This window comes from Bradyrhizobium ottawaense (assembly GCF_900099825.1).
Classification (GTDB): domain Bacteria; phylum Pseudomonadota; class Alphaproteobacteria; order Rhizobiales; family Xanthobacteraceae; genus Bradyrhizobium; species Bradyrhizobium ottawaense_A.
Map to the genome: position 1 here is coordinate 6,979,441 of NZ_LT629693.1, position 16,609 is coordinate 6,996,049.

Sequence of the window (16,609 nt, forward strand, 5' to 3'; positions counted from 1 at the left end):
TGCGTCTCGCTCACGGCTTGACCCCGATCTTCTCCCGGATCGCGCCGAGCTCGGTCTCGTCCCAGATACCGATCAGGACGCCGTTCTTCACCTGCAGCTGCTGGTTTGCATAATTGGCGATCTTCTCGTTCGACGTGGTGATGTGTCCCTTCGGATGCAGCGCCCAGTCGAACAACTCCGCCTGCAGCCGGGCGACGACATCGGCGCAGGACGGGTCGGCGCCGCGATCGCGAAATTCCTCCGGATCGCTTTCGAGGTCGTAGAGCATCGGCCGAAACCCCGACGCGTGGATGAATTTCCAGCGGCCGTCGAACACCATGAACAGCCGGCAGCGTTCGATCGGCTGTCCCAGCATCACGCGGACGTCCTGCATGGCGTAGTCGTATTCGGAGAAGACTACCTTGCGCCAGTCGGCAGGCTGCTTGCCTTGCAGCAGCGGCAGCAACGAGCGTCCCTCCAGAATATGGTCCGGCGGCTTGCTGCCAAAATAATCAATGAAGGTCGGCGCCAGGTCGATGCCCTCGACCAGCGCGTCGCACACCGTGCCGCGCGTGCTGTCGGCTTGAGCCGACGGATCGATCACAATCAGCGGGATTTTGGCGGACTGTTCGTGGAACAGATCCTTCTCGCCCATCCAGTGATCGCCGAGATAGTCGCCATGATCCGACGTGAACACGATCATGGTGGTGTCGAGCAGGCCGCGCGCCGCGAGGAACTGCATCAGCACGCCCATCTGGTCGTCGATCTGCTTGATCAGGCCCATATAGGTCGGAATGACCTTTTCGCGGGCCTCGTCGCGCGACATGTTCTTCGAATAGCGCATGTTCATGTAGGCGGCGAACACCGGATGGGCGTTGTCGCGTTCGATCTCCGACCGGATCGCAGGCTGCACGTCGGAGGCCGCGTACATGCTGGCGTAGGGCTCCGGCGCGATATAGGGCCAGTGCGGCTTGATGTAGGACAGATGCAGGCACCACGGGCGGCCGTCGTCCTCGGCCTCCGCGATGAACCCCATCGCGCGCCGCGTCATGTAGGGCGTCTCGGAATGCTCCTCGGGCACGCGCGCGGCCTTGTCGGCGTGAACCAATAGCCAGCCGTTTTGCAAGGCCCCCTCGGCGTCGGCGCCGGAATTGGCCCAGTGCTCCCACGGGTTGTCGGCGTTGTAGCCCTGCCGGCGCAGATAGTCGTCATAGGCCGGGCGAGGGCGTCCGGTCGGATGCAGGCCGTCGTCGCGCTCATAGGGCTCGAAGCCGCATTCCGACACATGCACGCCGATGATCGAACTGGGCGCGATGCCGAGGTTCTTCAAGCCTTCGAGGTCGGGTGCCATGTGGGTCTTGCCGACCAGCACGTTGCGGACGCCGATCTTCTTTAAGTGATCGCCGAGCGTCGGCTCGCCGACACGCAGCGGCCAGCCGTTCCAGTGCGAGCCGTGCGAGCGCATGTAGCGGCCGGTGTAAAACGACATCCGCGACGGGCCGCAGATCGGCGACTGCACATAGGCGTTGGAGAACAGCACGCCGCGTTTGGCCATCGCATCGATGTTGGGCGTCTTCAGCACTGGATGGCCGGTACAGCCGAGATAGTCGTAGCGAAGCTGGTCGCACATGATCCAGAGCACGTTTTTCGCAGGCTTTTGGGAGGGCGGCATATCCGGGCATTTCCAGCAGTTCGGGAGCCGCGATGGTGCGATATTGCCGGTCAAATGACAATAAAGCGGGCCGCCGCAGCGGCCGGGGCCGGGACGTTAACGTTTGGCTATCGCGATTTCTCGCAATTGAACTGGCATCGAGGCCGGCGCGTTAGGCTTACCGTCAGTTTGGCCCGCCGCTTTAACCCCTCAGGTTGTGCGTTGGATTAGATTGCCCGCCGAGGAAGGCAGGGATCCCAAGCAATGCGCGTTCGCGTAACACTGGCAATCTTGATGGCGATGACGTCGACGGCGTTTGCCGGCGGCGGTTTTGACATTGTGATTCCCGGTCGCGCCGGCGTGCCCGTCATCATTAACGGCGTCGATGCGTCCTATGCGGCGGTCGAGGGCGAATGGGGGCTCGGCAAGAACTGGCAGGTGCAGCCGACGGTTTACGGCGGCCGCTATATCGATCCGGTTCCGAACGTCGGCCATTACTATCCGAGCGCAGGCCATCTGCCCGGCTACGGGCGCCTGGAAGTCGAACCGCCGGCCAACCGCCGTTTGCCGCAGCCGGCCGAGAGCTATCATCAATCATGGTCGGCGCAGTCGGCGCCGCTGCCGGCGCAGTCCAACGTGCCGGTCGAACCGCCGGCCATCATTTACGCGCCGCAGGAGCAGGGTCGTCACGATTTCAGGCCGCGCCCGCACAACGTTCCGCACTAGGAAAACAGGCACTTCAAGAAACGAAGCCAACGAAAACACCTTACAGGAGAGACTAATGCGTCAATTGTTTACGGGATTGGTTGCGGCGGTCGCTGTCATGGCCGCGGCGCCCGCCTTTGCGTGCGGCTACACCCCTTGCGCAGCACCGGTCTACGTCGCGCCCGCGCCGGTCGTCGATTACGGCTGCAACCCCTGCGGCGGTGGCGGCTGGGCTCACGAGCGGCTCGCCGCCCCGGAGCAGCAGTACTATTACGTCAACCAGGGCCCGACCTATACCGGTCCGGGCGACTTCGCGCCGGCTCGGGTCTATGAAGAAGGTTCGGTCTCCGGTTACGGCTATGCCCGTCCGTATCACTATGGCTACCGCCCGCACTATGGCTATCGCCAGCATTACGGCTACCGCCACTATCGCCAGTGGGCTCCGCGCGTCAGCTACTATCGCGGCCACGCGCCGTACTACGGCCACCGCGTTCTGCGCCGCTACTATTGATCTGAAAACGATCTGAAAGCTTTAGCGCCCGTTCGCATCAAGCGAGCGGGCGTTGTCTTTTACCGGCCCATCAGGCCGAGCCGGCTCGCGCCGATATAGAGCGCCAGCACCGCGGCGTTCGACACGTTGAGGCTCTTGATCTCGCCGGGCATGTCGAGGCGCGCCACCACGCTGCAGGTCTCGCGCGTCAATTGCCGCAGGCCCTTGCCCTCGGCGCCCAGCACCAGCGCCAGCGGCTGCCGCAGTTCGACCGCGGCGAGGTCGGTGCTGCCCTCGCTGTCGAGACCGACCGTCAGGTAGCCCAGGTCGTTGAGCTCGTTCAGCGCGCGGGCGAGGTTCTGCACGGTCACCAGCGGCACCATTTCCAGCGCGCCGGAGGCCGATTTCGCCAGCACGCCGGTCGCCTCCGGACTGTGTCGGCTGGTGGTGACGATCGCCTTGACCGCGAACGCCGCAGCCGAGCGCATAATGGCGCCAACATTGTGCGGATCGGTGATCTGGTCGAGCACCAGCACGATGCCCTCCTGGGGCAGCGTCTCGAGGTCGGGCGAGGGCAGGGGATCGGCCTCCGCCAGCAGGCCCTGATGGACGGCGTCGGGCCCGAGCCGGGCGTCGATCTCGCTCGGCCGGACGATTTCCGGGGCAACCCTGGTGTCGATATTCTCGTCACTGAGCCGGCGAGCAGCATTCTCGGTCAGCAACAGCTTGCGGATCCCGCGCGCCGGGTTGGCCAAGGCGGCCGAAACCGTGTGCCAGCCATAGAGAATCACCGGGCCGTCCGGACTGCTGTCACGGTCCCGCCAGACCGGCCGGCCGCCCGGTTTTCGGCCTTTTTCGAAGGGTTTGCCGCCGCCACGGCGGAACGGCGGTTTTCGATCGCGATCACTCATGGGAAGCTTCTGTCACGGGTTCCGGATTATGGCAATTTGGGCCCTTCCGGGGCGGATTTGATGGCTCGCCTTGGTTGACTTTGCCACCCCCCTTCGCCCATAAACGCGCCCGACCGGGAGCTCGCCATCGGCTCCCGGATTTAACGTCATCCATGGCCTGATCGCCGCCTCTTGGCGGTTGGGTTTGCGATGCTGTTGGACGGGGGAGTGTCCCGAGTGGCAAAGGGAGCTGACTGTAAATCAGCCGTCTTATGACTTCGAAGGTTCGAGTCCTTCTTCCCCCACCACGCTTCGCCCTGACGGGCTACGCGTGGCGCAGCCACGCTGAGGCCGGCAGGGCGAAGCGTGTCCGGCGTAGCTGAGCGCAGCGAAGCGTAGACGGACTGGCGCGGCACAGGCGGGCCCGACTGCCCAACTACGGCACCGCGCCCCAGTGGGCTCTGTAAGCCAGCGCCCCCCATTTGCATCCCCCGACATCCCGTAGCAGGATACCTGCGTCCTTATTCCAGGTTCCCGTTCGCTGCCATCACAGGCCCCCCGCGTGCCCTTAACCGCCAACGCGCTTCACAATGCCAACAAGCTCAAGCTTGGGCTGTTTTCCCTCAACGCCGATGGCGGCATCGCCATCACAAAAGTGCCGGAGCGCTGGCGGGCGGACTGGGCTGACATCGCCGAGGTCGCCCAACTGGTCGACCGTGCCGGCTTCGAATTCATCCTGCCGATCGCGCGCTGGAAGGGATTTGGCGGCGAGCTCGATGTCCGCACGCTGTGCTTCGAGACGTTTACGTTTGCCGCAGCACTCAGCGCGATGACCGAACAGATCACGATCTTTTCCACCGTGCATGTGCCGGTCGTGCATCCGGTGTTCGCGGCGAAGGCGCTGGTGACGGTGGACCATGTCAGCGGCGGCCGCGCCGGGCTCAACATCGTGGCCGGATGGAATCAGGGCGAGTTCGACATGTTCGGACATGCGCTCGCCGAGCACGATCGCCGCTACGAGCAGGGGCTCGAATGGTTCGAGGTGATGAACCGGATCTTCACTTCAAAAGAGCGGTTCGACCACGCCGGCGAGTTCTACCAATTGACTGGCGTGATCGGAAAGCCGCAGCCGGTGCAGCGCCCGCGTCCGCTGACGATGTCGGCGGCGTCCTCGCCGGCGGGGCGGGCGTTCGCGATGAAAACCAGCGACCTTCTGGTCACCGTGCTCGGCGTCGCCGGCGAGGGCCTGGCGCCGGTGCGGGCACTCGCGGCGCAGCGCAACGCCGAAGGCCGTCCGCTGCAGATCATCACCACGACGCATGTGGTTTGCCGCGAGACCGATCGCGAGGCGGAAGACTATTATCAGCATTATGCGGTTGCGAATGCCGACACCGAAGCGGTCGACTATCACATGAACATGTCGCGCCGGAATCGCCAGCTCGATACCAACGAGATCTTCAACGAGCGCAAGCGTTATGCCGGAGGCTTGAGTTCGCATCCCTTGATCGGCCGGCCGGAAAAGATCGTCGACGAATTGCTGTGGCTCAACGCCGCCGGGATCGACGGCGTCACGCTGTCCTTTGTCAATTTCAAGGACGAACTGCCGTTCTTCATCGACCGCGTGCTGCCGCTGCTGCGGCAGGCCGGCTTGCGACAGTAGGCCGGGCTGAGGACGGCCCCCGCAAGCCTATTCCTCCGCCGCCTCGGTCGCCGCAACCGGCGCGCCCGGAAGGTATTTGCGGATCTCGCGGATCTCGTAGACCGCGGTCGGATTGACCTGGCGGAGCTGTCGGGCGACGTCGAGGGCTGCGTCCTCACTGGCGCAGTCGACCACGTATAGCCCCAGCAACTGCTCCTTGGTCTCGGCAAACGGCCCGTCCAGCACCATGCCGGCGCCCGGGCCGCGCAGGGTGCGGGCCTTGGCGGTACCGCCCAGCCGCGCCGTCGGGCCGAGCAGTTTGTGCGCGTTGAGCCGGTCATGGACGGCGAGCAGGTTGACCATCAGGGCCGCATCCTCCTCCGGCGTCCAGGACATGACCTCGGCTTCGACGTGATAGGCCAGAATGGCGTAAAGCATGGGTTCTCCTCGTTTGCTTGCGGGATCGGCTGCCGCTCAAGGACGTCTGGACACGGCCTATCCCGACAATCCGGCTTTTGAAACGTGGCACCATGCCGCCATGTTGCCGGCCGGCGATGAAACATTCCGGAAACACGATATATCCGCCGATCCTTGAACGGACCGCCAGAAGGCCACGACTGATGGGCAGAACGCAGGAACTGCGCGGCCATCATGGAGACGGTCATGTCACGCGAGCCTACCATCATCAGCGATTCCGCCAGATCCCGCGCGTCGCTGCCGGCATCGTCGCAGGCCGGTGACTGGCACGACGTCAGCGGCCATCACCGCTACTACGGCAGCTCGGCCACCAATGGCGGCGAGCGAATCGTCGAGAATCGCCGCGGCCCGCGCCCGCGCTCCGTCAATCTCTGCGGCTTCTGATCGCAAGCGCCGCTCCGATCCCAAGGTTGCTAACACCGAAATTTCCATCCATGACCGCCGTCGCGCTGTTCGTCCTGTTCCTGCCGTTTCTGCTGTCGCTGTTCGGACAAAGCTCGATGGCGAAGATGCTCTGTCTGGTGACGAGCATCCTGGCCACGCTGCTGAGCGTCGAACCCGGTGGGGCCGTGCTGCCCTGGTTCCTCGGCGCACTGATCGCCGGGGTATCGGTGTGGGAACGAATCCGGCAGCGGCGGACGGCGCAATAACCTGTTCATCGTCATCGATGCTTCGCATCGCCCCGGAATGTCTGCGACTGGGAAAATGACAATACCAAAATAAAAGGCGCGACGGGATTGCTCCCGTCGCGCCCCACTATTTGTGCTCGCTGGTCCAGGGCTGAGAGCGCCCCGATGCCAGACCTTCAAAACCTACAAGCCTTCAAAGCTAGTTGGCCTTGCAGAGCCTAGCGGGCGATCCCAGCGAGGTGACAGCGCTTGGTAAGAGACACTGGATCACCTCCTTTCGTTGGTTGTGGAAACATCAATATAGGCGGCGAATCTGCCGCTGTTAAGCCCCGAACCGTTGCGGAATCCCGGGAATAATGGCCGTTGGTCGGCGCGGAGGCCGCCGCGAGGCGGGTTGAGGCCGCCTGCGCGGCGTGTTAGGTGATCCCCGGTGCGCGGGTGTAGCTCAATGGTAGAGCAGCAGCCTTCCAAGCTGAATACGAGGGTTCGATTCCCTTCACCCGCTCCAAAAGCGATTTCAATGACTTAGCCGTGGATTTTAGTTTCAGTCCTGGCGCCATTCTGACAATTTTTACATGTCATGGCTGAAGGCTGACGCAAATTCGCGAGTGTTTTCATACTCTACTACAAGTCGTTCTTATTTATGATAACCGTCCGCGATAAGCTTTGTTCGTGGTCGGCGTGGCCACGATTGCCGATATCCGCGCCGTGGGCTTGTGATCTCTGAAACATCGGATCGCGGTAACGGCGATCTAGCTTATCGGTTCAGACGTGCGTCGCCTAATGGCGATCTGACTTTTCCTTACCGACTTTGGGCGGTTCGAGCATGACCTCCTTCAAGCGATCACCACTGGCGATGACGACCGCGAAGTTGAGTTTGCCATCCTGCTTCATCAGACCTCCGGCAAGGGCGCTTCCCGATGCAGCTTTTTCAGCGATGCGTACGGCATCCGATAGCTCTTGCTTAACTGATTTCAGGGCAGTGATGTTGCCCAGATCCTCTCTATCCAGCTCGCTCAGCGATGACGAAATTTCCTTTTCTGTAACGCTTCCGGTGTTCGCATCTATGACATTTTCCCAAATTCGCTCATTTCTTACCGTCCGCACTCGATAAATGGCCGGACCGGATATCTCAAAGCTAACGTCCGCGGTCCTTGAACCGTCATGTAAATGCTCGGCGATCGCTACCGCCTGACTGAGTGGTATTTTTATGGTGCGAAATTGCTCGAGCAGGCGACGAATCACCGCCTCCTCGGCATCGCCTTGCGCGGCTACGCCTCTATTTGTGGCGTCCAAAGGGGAGTGGGTGAAATCGGCTCTCGCGCCCGTAGCAGCAAGCGTGGCGGACAAAACGATAATCGCTAATAATTTCTTCTTCGACATGAAGTTCATCCAGTAGCTCTCGGTCAAAACTGACCGGTGCAGTTATTTGTGTGTGGGCAATGCGCCATCAGCAGGCGCGTACTGTGCGCTATTCGGGCGGGTAAAGCTGGACGCCTCTGCGCGCCAGCTCCGACTCGATGAGGTTGAATACACATTCGACGGGTAGGAGCCACACGTTGACCGAATAGATGATGCAATCGCGAGCGAAGAGAAGGGCCGGGGTCACGGGGTGGCCCTCCGGCGCTGGGCTTGTTGCGTGATCGGCACCGCCTCTCGATCGACGAACGCGTGCAGCCCGGCAAGCAAGGATATCGTAACGCCCAGCAGCAAGCTCAGGCCCACGAGGAACAGAGCCACGACCAGGTTCAGGAATGCGAGCGCAAGCCCCGGCCACGGATTTTCTTTTGCGAGCGACCATAAAAGTGTTGACATTCTTTGGCTCCTAAATACACTACACCGTATAGTTCATATACATCCCGATCCCCGGGATGTGTCAAGAGCGAAGACTCACAAGCGCGTGTTCGGGCCGTTCCAATGGTGGGGAGTTTGGAGCGTAAGGCTGCGCTCCCCAGGCGAACGCGGGTGCCGCAACTGTAGAAGGGATTCGATATGTTCAAGTACACATTGGTCGTCGTGCTGGCGGCTTTGTTCGCCAACGGCACTGTCTTAGCGCAGGAGAACCGCGCCACTCCCGAGCAAAGGGCCGCGTGCGCGCCTGATGCCTTCCGGCTATGCGCGAGCTACATCCCTGACGCCGGGAATGTGGAGGCGTGTCTCAGGCAAAGAAAGTCAGACCTGAGCGATGCTTGCAGAGCCGTCTTCGATCACGCTGCGGGGACTGCTTCGGTCAAGACCATAGGATCGCTCCGGTACCACAGCGCAACAGATGAGGAATGATCGCGTGAACACGTTTTATGCTCCCGCTTTCGCCGCGTTCGGAGGCTCGGCCTTCGGAGCGATCTCTACGATCGTAACTGGATGGGTGAGCCGGCGCCGCAGGGTTCGCGAGCGTCACTATGCCCGGTCGATTTCCAAGCGCGAGCGGCTCTATCGAAGCTTCATCGAGGAGGCCTCCCGAGTCTACGCCGACGCGCTCGTCAGCGACAAATCCGAGATTCCGCAACTGGTCAATCTGTATGCGCTGATAGGGCGGATGAGGATTCTGTCCAGCGATCAAGTGGTTCAAGCCGCGGAGCGGGCAGGTCGCCTGATCATCGAAACCTACCTGTCACCAAACCGCGAATTTGGCGATCTGCCCGGGTTCATGGAGGAAATGGATCCCCTGCGTGGCTTCGGGGAAGCCTGCCGACGCGAATTGCATTCGATCCCATCTCACTGAGGTCCCTTGCGATGCTGCCGACTTAAGTCCCAAAGCCGTGGCGCAAGGTTAGCGAGCGGGGTGGCTGATTCACGGCCTCCAGTCCGCTTTGCAAGCCGCGAGAAAGAAATTGACTCGTTCGTGCAGGAATGTCGGCAGCTCTTTTTTGAGATCCTTCAGTTCCTCACCCATCAGAGATCTCATCAGCATCGGAAGCAGGATGAGATCCATGAACATCTGCGCGGTCGCAACGCTCCGCTTTGCGCTGAAGGGTCCTTTGGCCGAGCGCGCGACCTTCTGCGTCGCGTCGTTCAGGAGCTACGAAACTGCCCCAGCCGCGCGGTCGCGCGCCGCGTCGTGAACATTTCGGCTCAACTCCGGAAATCGCTGCGAGCGGGTCATGTGCTTCGACATCGTCACTCTGCCGGTTGCGGTGCGTAGGAGGCGTCGTGTGCGGCCGGGCCAACAAAGCGGCGCGCGCGGCAGAACCAGGGATAGAGAGCGGGGAGCACGAGCAACGTCAGCAACGTTGCGCTAATCAGGCCGCCGATGACTACCGTGGCGAGCGGGCGCTGCACCTCGGCGCCCGAGTTCGTCGAGAGCGCCATTGGCAGGAAGCCGAGACTGGCCACAGTCGCCGTCATCAGCACCGGGCGCAGCCGCGTCATGGCAGCCTGCCAGGCCGCGTCGGCCATGGCGAGTCCTTCCTTGCGCCGTTCCTCCATGTAGCTCACCATCACGACGCCGTTCAGAATAGCGATGCCGAACAGGGCGATGAAGCCGACCGCGGCCGAGATACTGAACGGCATGCCGCGCAGCGCCAGAGCGAAGATTCCGCCGACCGCCGCAAACGGCACGTTGAAGAAGATCAGCGTCGCGAGACCGGCGCTGTCGAACATCAGATAGAGCAACAGGAAAATGACGCCGAGCGCCACCGGCACGACGCTCGACAGCCGCGCCATGCCCTCTTGAAGGTCCTGGAAGCTCCCACCCCAGGAAATCGTATAGCCGGGCGGCAGCCGGACCTGGGCCGCAACGGCCTGCTGCGCATCGGTCACGAAGCTGGCGAGCGGCCGCGCGCGCACATTGGCCTGCACCTTGATGATGCGCTTGCCCTGCTCGCGTTCGATCTGGGCAGGACCAGGCTCCCAGCTGACGTCGGCCAGATCGCCAAGAGCAACCGAAAGGCCGGCGCCGTTGCTCACACGCAGCGCCCGGATACGGGCGATGCTGTCACGGTCCTGCGGCGCCAACCGGACGCGGATGTTGTACCGCTCTTCCCCGTCCTTCATGGTGCCCACCGTGCGTCCGCCGAGCGCTTCGACAAGGTCGAGCACCTGAGTCGCGCTGAATCCGTGACGGGCGATGGCATCGCGATTGACGACGACGCGCAGATAAGGCTGGCCGACGGTTTGCTTGGCCTGCACGTCGGTAGCGCCAGGAACGCTCGACACCACGCGCGCCACCTGGTCGCCGAGGTCGTGGAGTGTCGCCGTGTCGGTCCCGTGGATGACGATGGCAAGGTCCGCCATCACGCCCTGCAGCAGGTCGTCCATCCGCATCTCGATCGGCTGCGCCCAGCTCTGGGTAATCCCGGGCACGCTCTCATCCAGGGCCTGCTTGTAGGCTTCGATCAGCCCGGCCTCGGTCTGCGCGGTCCGCCATTCCGACTTCGGCTTGAGAATGATGAAGGTGTCGCTTTGCTCGACTCCCATGGGGTCGGTTGGGATCTCCGAACTGCCGCCGAGCGTGACGACGGTCTGGACCTCCGGGAATTTCTTCAGCGTCTTCTCCACCATGGTCTGCGTGGCGATGGCGGATTCGAGCGAGATGCCGGGCAGCTTGGTGGTGGTGACGGTGAGCGCACCTTCCTCCAGGCGGGGCAGGAACTCCGCGCCGAGGTTTGAGCCGATCGCGAGCGCGCTGCCCAGCATCACGGTCGCTACCAGGATCGTGATGACGGGATGGCGCATCGTCCTCGCGAGCACGGGCGCATAACCGCGGCGAGCAACTCCGATGATGCGGCTGTCCCGTTCGGCGACCGGCTTGCGAAGGAAGAACGACGCGAGCACCGGCATCAGCGTGAGCGTCAGCACGAGCGAAGCGACCAGCGCGAACATGACGGTCAGCGCCATTGGGCGGAACATCTTGCCCTCGACGCCCTGCAGGCTGAGGATCGGCAGATAGATCAGCGTGATGATCGCGACCGCAAAGGCGACCGGTCGCGCCACATCGTGCGCGGCCTCGCGCACCACCTGCGCCGCAGGAAGGGAAGGCGCCTCGGCGCGGCGGCGCACGATGTTCTCGATCATCACCACCGCCCCGTCGACCAGCAGGCCAAAATCGATGGCGCCGAGGCTCATCAGGTTGCCCGACAGTCCGGTGAAATACATCGCGGTGACGGCGGCCAGCATCGAGAGCGGAATCGCCAGCGCGACGACGACGGCGGCGCGGAAATTGCCCAGCAGCAACAACAGGACGGCGATGACCAGGAAGGCACCCTCAGCCAGGTTGTGGGCCACGGTCTCCAGAACGCGGTCGATCAGATCGGCGCGATTGTAGTAGGGAACTATGCTGACACCGAGCGGCAGCGTCTTGTTGATCTGTTCGACGGTGGTGCCAAGTCGCTGCGCGACCACGCGCGTGTTCTCGCCCAGCGTCATCAGTGCGACGCCCACCACCGCCTGGCCGTCGCCCTGGCTCGTCACCGCCCCGAGCCGCGGCATCGGCGCCTCGACCACCTCGGCGATGTTCTTGACGTACAGCGGCGAACCGCCGGCTGCGGTGCGCAGGACGATATTGCCGATGTCGCCGATAGATTCCAGCAGTCCTTCGCCGCGGATGACAGCCTGCTCGCCGTTGCGCGCGATCGTCGCACCGCCAGTAGCGCGGTTGTTCTGCGCCACCGCGTTGTAGATGTCCTCGATGGACATCCCAAAGCGCGTCAACGCGCTCTGGGAGACTCGGACCTCGTAGGTCTTGAGCTCACCGCCGTTGACATTGACCTCGGTGATGCCCGGGACCTGCTTGAGCTGCGGTGAGACCTGCCAATCCAGGATCGAGCGCAACTGCATGAGCGAGTAGTTTTTGCCCTCGACCCTGAACTGGTAGATCTCGGAGAGGCCGTCGGAGAGGGGGCCAAGCCTGGGCGTTCCTGCTTCTGCGGGCAGCGCTGTCTGGCTCAGCCGCTGCGCAACAAGCGTGCGGTCGGTCAGGATGTCGCCGCTGTCGGCGAACTTCACATAGATGACGGAGAGCCCGTAGCGCGAGATCGAGCGGTAGCTCGTCATGCCCGGCAGGCCCTGCAGGGCCAGCTCGATCGGCGTGGTAATCGAACGCTCCACGTCCGGCGGGGCCAAACCCGGTGCTTGGGTGGTGACCAGCACCTGCAGCGGCGAGATGTCAGGGTCGGCGTCAAACGGCAGGCGTTGCATGCTCAAAAGACCGGCCGCGACAAGCCCGGCGATGAGGATGAGCACGAGCATGCGGTTGCCAAGGGCGGCATCGACAATTCTGTTGATCACGGCGATGTCTCCTTCAGCCTTGGTCCGGAATGGTGGACTGCATCAGAGCCGCCTTGAGCCAATAGCTGCCCTCGCCGACGACTGGCGTGCCAGCCGCGAGCCCGCTCGTGATCTGGGTCTTTCCGTTTGCAACCAGGCCGGTATGAACCGCGCGCCAGGCGAACTGGCGATCTCCTGTCGGGATGAACACGACGCTCTGTCCATTGACCTCCTGCAGGCTACTGCTCGGCGCCAGGACGGCGTCGCTGCCCTGCGGCGAGAGGATATTGACGGTTGCGAACATGTTGACGCGCAGTGCGCCATCCGGGTTTGGGACCTCACAGCGCACCTTGGCCATCCCCGTCCCCGACTCGATCTGGTCGGGGATGTAGGTGACGCGGCCAGCAAAAACCCGGTCCGGAAAAGCGCTCACTTTCACCTCGACTGCATCGCCCACCTTGACTGCGCCGAGATCCCTCTCTGCTACGTCGGCCTGTACCCAGACGGTTGAGAGGTCGGACACGGTGAAGATCGGTGTCGCCGGATCGACGATCTCTCCGGTTGCGACGGAGACCGAATCAACGACCCCGGCGAATGGTGCGAACAGGGCGCCGCGGGAATCCCCCGGCCGATCGTTGGACGCGTCGGCACCACCGGCAGCAGAGCGCACGGGCAAGAGCCGTGCCTCCTCCTCTTGGTACTGCCGTAACACCGCTTCCTTGGTACGGAGATCGGCTTCCATGGTAACTGCGGTGGCGCGCCGAGCCACGAGTTCGGCCTGGGTCACGAGGTCGCTGCGAATAAGGTTTGTCGCACGATCATAAGCAGCACTTGCCGCAGCGAGTTGCGCCTTTGCCTGATTCAGCGCCGCCTCGGCGCCCAGAACCTTGCTGTGGGCCGCACTGAGGTCGAAGTTATCGAGAACGGCCAGGCGTTGACCTGGAACGACCCGATCGCCGGCGGTTACATCGACTGTCTCGATCCGGCCGCGCGCCGTAGGCTTGATGCGGGCAAGGTGGAGTTGATCGTATCCGACGCTACCCGTCGCCGACACGGCGCGCACCAGCGGCCCGGCCTTCGCCTTCTCGATCTGCAATTGCAGGTTCGCCAGCTTCGGCTCGGAGAGAGTAATTGCGGCGGGCAACTCCGGATCGGCGGCAACTGCCGACGGGGCGCTCACAGGCATGGCAACTGAAGCAGACGGCAACGAACGACCAGCCACAAATCCCGCAACTACAGCGATAGCGACCGTCGCGACACTGAGAAGCAATCGGCGTTTCAGAATCGGCAGCCTCCCAGGAAGAAGGGACCGGCGATTATTGGACTCCGACCAATTGATCGCGATTGCGTGAGCTGTGCGTGATAGGCTTGTATGAATCATCTTCCCGCTCCGACGAAATATTGTAGGTCGGCACCGTTAGCGGGCTTTTCTGACGCGGGCCTGAAGGCTATCTGATTGACGTTCAGGTTGGCGTCAGCTTTCTCCTGCAATTAACCCTCATGACGACGAGCGAGCCCATGCGAGTCTTGCTAATTGAAGACGAACCACATCTCGGATCGGCTGTGCAGGAGCATGTCCGCGCGGCAGGACACGCGGTCGACTGGTTCGAACGGCTGGAGCCGGCGGAGCACGCGGTGCGCACGGTATCTTATGACGCGCTGCTGCTTGATCTGCACCTGCCTGATGGGCGCGGCCTGGATTTCCTGCGCAAACTTCGCCGCCGCGGCGATGCGCTGCCGGTCGTCATCCTCACCGCGCGCGATTTGGTCAGTGACCGGATCGAGGGCCTTAAGGCGGGCGCCGACGATTACATCGTCAAACCTTTCGACCTCGACGAAGTGAATGCACGTTTAGAGGCCGTCAGACGCCGGTATTTCGGCAAGGCAATGCCGGTCGTTCAGGTCGGTCCCGTGGAGTTGGAGTGGGAATCGAAGGTGGCGCGGCTGGACGGACGACTGGTCGAACTGAGCGCGCGGGAGTGGGCCGTCATCGAAGTGCTGGGCCGACGGCGGCAATCGACGGTCTCGAAAGAGCAAATCGAGGATGCGCTCTACGCATTCGGCGAGGAGATCGAAAGCAACACCATCGAGGTCTATGTTAGCCGCATTCGCCGCAAGCTTGGGCGGGATTTCATTCGCACGATACGCGGTCTCGGCTACGGCTTGGGAGATTAGGACGTGGCGGGCAGGAGTCTGGTCTCACGGCTGATCTGGATGCTGGCCTCGTCGATGGCGGGGCTGTGGCTATTGGGCAGCGTGGCCGCCGGCGTGCTGACGGTTTTCGAGGTCAATGAGAGGCTCGATGACGCGATCGAGGAGGTAGCGCAGCGGCTGCTGCCTGCCACCTATGATGCAGTCCAGCAACCACAGGCCATGCAGCAGATGGCGAGACACCTGGTCGCGACGATGGATCCCAAAGCTCTGGCCTATCAGATCATCGGTCCGGCCGGCGAGATCGTCATGCGCTCCGACAACGCGCCAGAGACACCGTTTCAGGTCCCGCGCCAGACTGGCTTCCACGACGTCCCGCGCTATCGGGTCTATTCCCAGCCAGCGGCTGTCGATGGCTTTTTCATCGAGGTTGCCGAGCCCTCCGTGCACCGCTCCGAGTCTCTGAGGCGGACCGCCGCGCTTACCGTCGGGCCACTGCTGTTGTTCTTGCCGTTGTCGTGGTTTTTGATCCGCTTGGCGGTGTTCCGGAGTATGCGCTCACTGGACCAGTTGCGGAGCGAGATCGGTCGTCGCGACGGCTCCAATCTATCGCAGATCCCCTATATGGACCTGCCGACCGAGCTCGCTTCGATGCTGGTAGCGGTGAACCGGTTATTGGAGCGGCTGGAACGGGCGCTGGCCACCGAGCGTCAGTTCGCAGCCAACAGCGCACACGAATTGCGGACGCCGATCGCAGCCGTGCTGGCGCAGATGCAATTGTTGTCGGCACAGCTCGCCGGCACGCAGCATGCAGAGCGCGCGGCGCGTATCGTCAACCAGATAAAGGGACTCAGCAGTCTTGCCGAGAAGCTGCTGCAACTGTCGCGGGCCGGGGCAGGCGTCGGGATGCTGCGAGAACGCATTGATATGTTGACCGTCTTGCAAGTTCTGGTCGATGAGTTTCGCCGACGCGAGGACGTGGGCGACAGGCTGGTCGTCACCGCCGAATGTCCGGACGAATTCATCGTGCAGGGAGAATTGGACGTTCTCGGCATAACGCTGCGCAACCTGATCGAGAACGCCATCCGTTATGGCGCTCCTGATGAGCCGATCGAGATCGTCGTCGAACGCGGCCGGCAAATTCGGCTGCTGAACGGCGGCGCTCCCGTTCCAACCGAGACTCTTGAAACTCTGAAGAAACCTTTCGTCCGCGGATCATCGGTCGGCGCCGGCGGCGGTCTCGGGCTTGCGATCGTCGACAGTGTGATGAAACAGATTGGCGGCAGCCTGACCCTTATTTCTCCTGTTATCGGCCGTGGCAGCGGCTTTGAGGCGCGCCTGGTCTTCCCTGAACCGAATTGAATAATTCGGATCACATCTTCAGGGCCTGGGCGTTCGGAACACCGGGGTGATCGTGTTTGAATCGATTGTTAAGTTGAAGAGTGCAAGGTCGCGCCAATTGCGTGAAATCTCTAGCCGAACGCGAATGGACCAAACGTGCTTGGGTTGGAGCGGTTGCTTTTTGACCGACGAGCAATCCCTTATCCGTCCAGCGGTTCCCTTGCGTGTTTCCACAATCGCGTTGCGATTGCGCTCCGATGCGGCTATCGCCATTCTGACAACCAGAAATTCTGTAATGATCTCAATGGGCCAAAAACACCGAAAATGTCAGAACGGCTCTTGAAAACACAGCGAAAATTCGAGACTTCCAAGCTGAATACGAGGGTTCGATTCCCTTCACCCGCTCCAAAACGATTTCAATGGCTTAGCACGAGTTTTCCGATCTCATTCCGA

16 protein-coding genes and 2 tRNA genes are annotated in these 16,609 nt (G+C 62.4%); 10 read left to right on the top strand and 8 right to left on the bottom strand.

What is annotated here, in order from left to right; translation table 11 throughout:
- Positions 1-10: 10 nt before the first annotated feature.
- Positions 11-1,651 (bottom strand): alkaline phosphatase family protein, encoded by a 1,641-nt coding sequence (locus tag BLR13_RS32855; protein WP_074814869.1) that lies wholly within the window; start codon positions 1,649-1,651, stop codon positions 11-13.
- Positions 1,652-1,894: 243 nt separating this feature from the next.
- Between BLR13_RS32855 and BLR13_RS32860 the strand changes: the two genes are divergently transcribed.
- The gene (locus tag BLR13_RS32860; RefSeq protein ID WP_074814867.1) at positions 1,895-2,356 is read left to right on the top strand and encodes a hypothetical protein; all 462 of its coding nucleotides are present in this window, start codon (positions 1,895-1,897) and stop codon (positions 2,354-2,356) included.
- A gap of 55 nt (positions 2,357-2,411) precedes the next feature.
- Positions 2,412-2,846: a hypothetical protein gene (locus BLR13_RS32865; protein WP_074814861.1), complete on the top strand. Its 435-nt coding sequence runs from the start codon at positions 2,412-2,414 to the stop codon at positions 2,844-2,846.
- 59 nt (positions 2,847-2,905) lie between these two features.
- On the opposite strand, the gene BLR13_RS32870 is transcribed toward BLR13_RS32865, so the two are convergent.
- A complete protein-coding gene (locus BLR13_RS32870; RefSeq protein WP_079587426.1) occupies positions 2,906-3,736 on the bottom strand; it encodes a TrmH family RNA methyltransferase in 831 nt (276 codons plus the stop codon).
- 201 nt (positions 3,737-3,937) lie between these two features.
- Between BLR13_RS32870 and BLR13_RS32875 the strand changes: the two genes are divergently transcribed.
- Positions 3,938-4,023, top strand: a tRNA-Tyr gene (locus BLR13_RS32875).
- A 254-nt stretch (positions 4,024-4,277) separates the two neighbouring features.
- On the top strand, positions 4,278-5,375 hold the full coding sequence (locus tag BLR13_RS32880) for an LLM class flavin-dependent oxidoreductase (RefSeq protein WP_074814858.1): 1,098 nt from the start codon (positions 4,278-4,280) through the stop codon (positions 5,373-5,375).
- A gap of 27 nt (positions 5,376-5,402) precedes the next feature.
- Here the strand turns inward: BLR13_RS32880 and BLR13_RS32885 are convergent, their stop codons facing one another.
- Positions 5,403-5,792 carry a YciI family protein gene (locus BLR13_RS32885; RefSeq protein ID WP_074814855.1) on the bottom strand — a complete coding sequence of 130 codons (390 nt, stop codon included), beginning with the start codon at positions 5,790-5,792 and terminating at the stop codon, positions 5,403-5,405.
- A gap of 225 nt (positions 5,793-6,017) precedes the next feature.
- Between BLR13_RS32885 and BLR13_RS32890 the strand changes: the two genes are divergently transcribed.
- The 3 genes from BLR13_RS32890 (at position 6,018) to BLR13_RS32900 (ending at position 6,968) form a co-directional block, all read left to right on the top strand.
- Positions 6,018-6,215, top strand: a complete 198-nt coding sequence (locus tag BLR13_RS32890; RefSeq protein ID WP_244524982.1) for a hypothetical protein — start codon at positions 6,018-6,020, stop codon at positions 6,213-6,215.
- A gap of 50 nt (positions 6,216-6,265) precedes the next feature.
- A complete protein-coding gene (locus BLR13_RS32895; RefSeq protein WP_074814850.1) occupies positions 6,266-6,481 on the top strand; it encodes a hypothetical protein in 216 nt (71 codons plus the stop codon).
- A 413-nt stretch (positions 6,482-6,894) separates the two neighbouring features.
- Positions 6,895-6,968 (top strand) — tRNA-Gly (locus BLR13_RS32900).
- Positions 6,969-7,240: 272 nt separating this feature from the next.
- On the opposite strand, the gene BLR13_RS32905 is transcribed toward BLR13_RS32900, so the two are convergent.
- Both BLR13_RS32905 and BLR13_RS32910 read right to left on the bottom strand, forming a co-directional pair.
- Positions 7,241-7,843: a PepSY domain-containing protein gene (locus BLR13_RS32905; protein ID WP_074830826.1), complete on the bottom strand. Its 603-nt coding sequence runs from the start codon at positions 7,841-7,843 to the stop codon at positions 7,241-7,243.
- A 222-nt stretch (positions 7,844-8,065) separates the two neighbouring features.
- Positions 8,066-8,275, bottom strand: coding sequence for a hypothetical protein (locus BLR13_RS32910; RefSeq protein WP_074814847.1), 210 nt, complete (start codon positions 8,273-8,275; stop codon positions 8,066-8,068).
- A gap of 454 nt (positions 8,276-8,729) precedes the next feature.
- On the opposite strand from BLR13_RS32910, the gene BLR13_RS32920 reads away from it, so the two are divergent.
- Entirely contained in the window at positions 8,730-9,182 is a 453-nt protein-coding gene (locus BLR13_RS32920; RefSeq protein WP_074814841.1) for a hypothetical protein, read from the top strand.
- Positions 9,183-9,251: 69 nt separating this feature from the next.
- On the opposite strand, the gene BLR13_RS42030 is transcribed toward BLR13_RS32920, so the two are convergent.
- From BLR13_RS42030 to BLR13_RS32935, 3 genes are all read right to left on the bottom strand, one after another.
- A complete protein-coding gene (locus BLR13_RS42030; protein WP_244524983.1) occupies positions 9,252-9,392 on the bottom strand; it encodes a hypothetical protein in 141 nt (46 codons plus the stop codon).
- Positions 9,393-9,577: 185 nt separating this feature from the next.
- Positions 9,578-12,685: an efflux RND transporter permease subunit gene (locus BLR13_RS32930; RefSeq protein ID WP_074814838.1), complete on the bottom strand. Its 3,108-nt coding sequence runs from the start codon at positions 12,683-12,685 to the stop codon at positions 9,578-9,580.
- Between the two features lie 13 nt (positions 12,686-12,698).
- Positions 12,699-14,045: an efflux RND transporter periplasmic adaptor subunit gene (locus tag BLR13_RS32935; RefSeq protein ID WP_079587424.1), complete on the bottom strand. Its 1,347-nt coding sequence runs from the start codon at positions 14,043-14,045 to the stop codon at positions 12,699-12,701.
- Between the two features lie 137 nt (positions 14,046-14,182).
- Here BLR13_RS32935 and BLR13_RS32940 point away from each other — a divergent pair, with 137 nt between their 5' ends.
- Both BLR13_RS32940 and BLR13_RS32945 read left to right on the top strand, forming a co-directional pair.
- Complete coding sequence (locus BLR13_RS32940) at positions 14,183-14,839, top strand: response regulator transcription factor (RefSeq protein WP_074830825.1); 657 nt, start codon at positions 14,183-14,185, stop codon at positions 14,837-14,839.
- Positions 14,840-14,842: 3 nt separating this feature from the next.
- Positions 14,843-16,177, top strand: coding sequence for a sensor histidine kinase (locus tag BLR13_RS32945; protein WP_079587423.1), 1,335 nt, complete (start codon positions 14,843-14,845; stop codon positions 16,175-16,177).
- Positions 16,178-16,609: the final 432 nt, after the last annotated feature.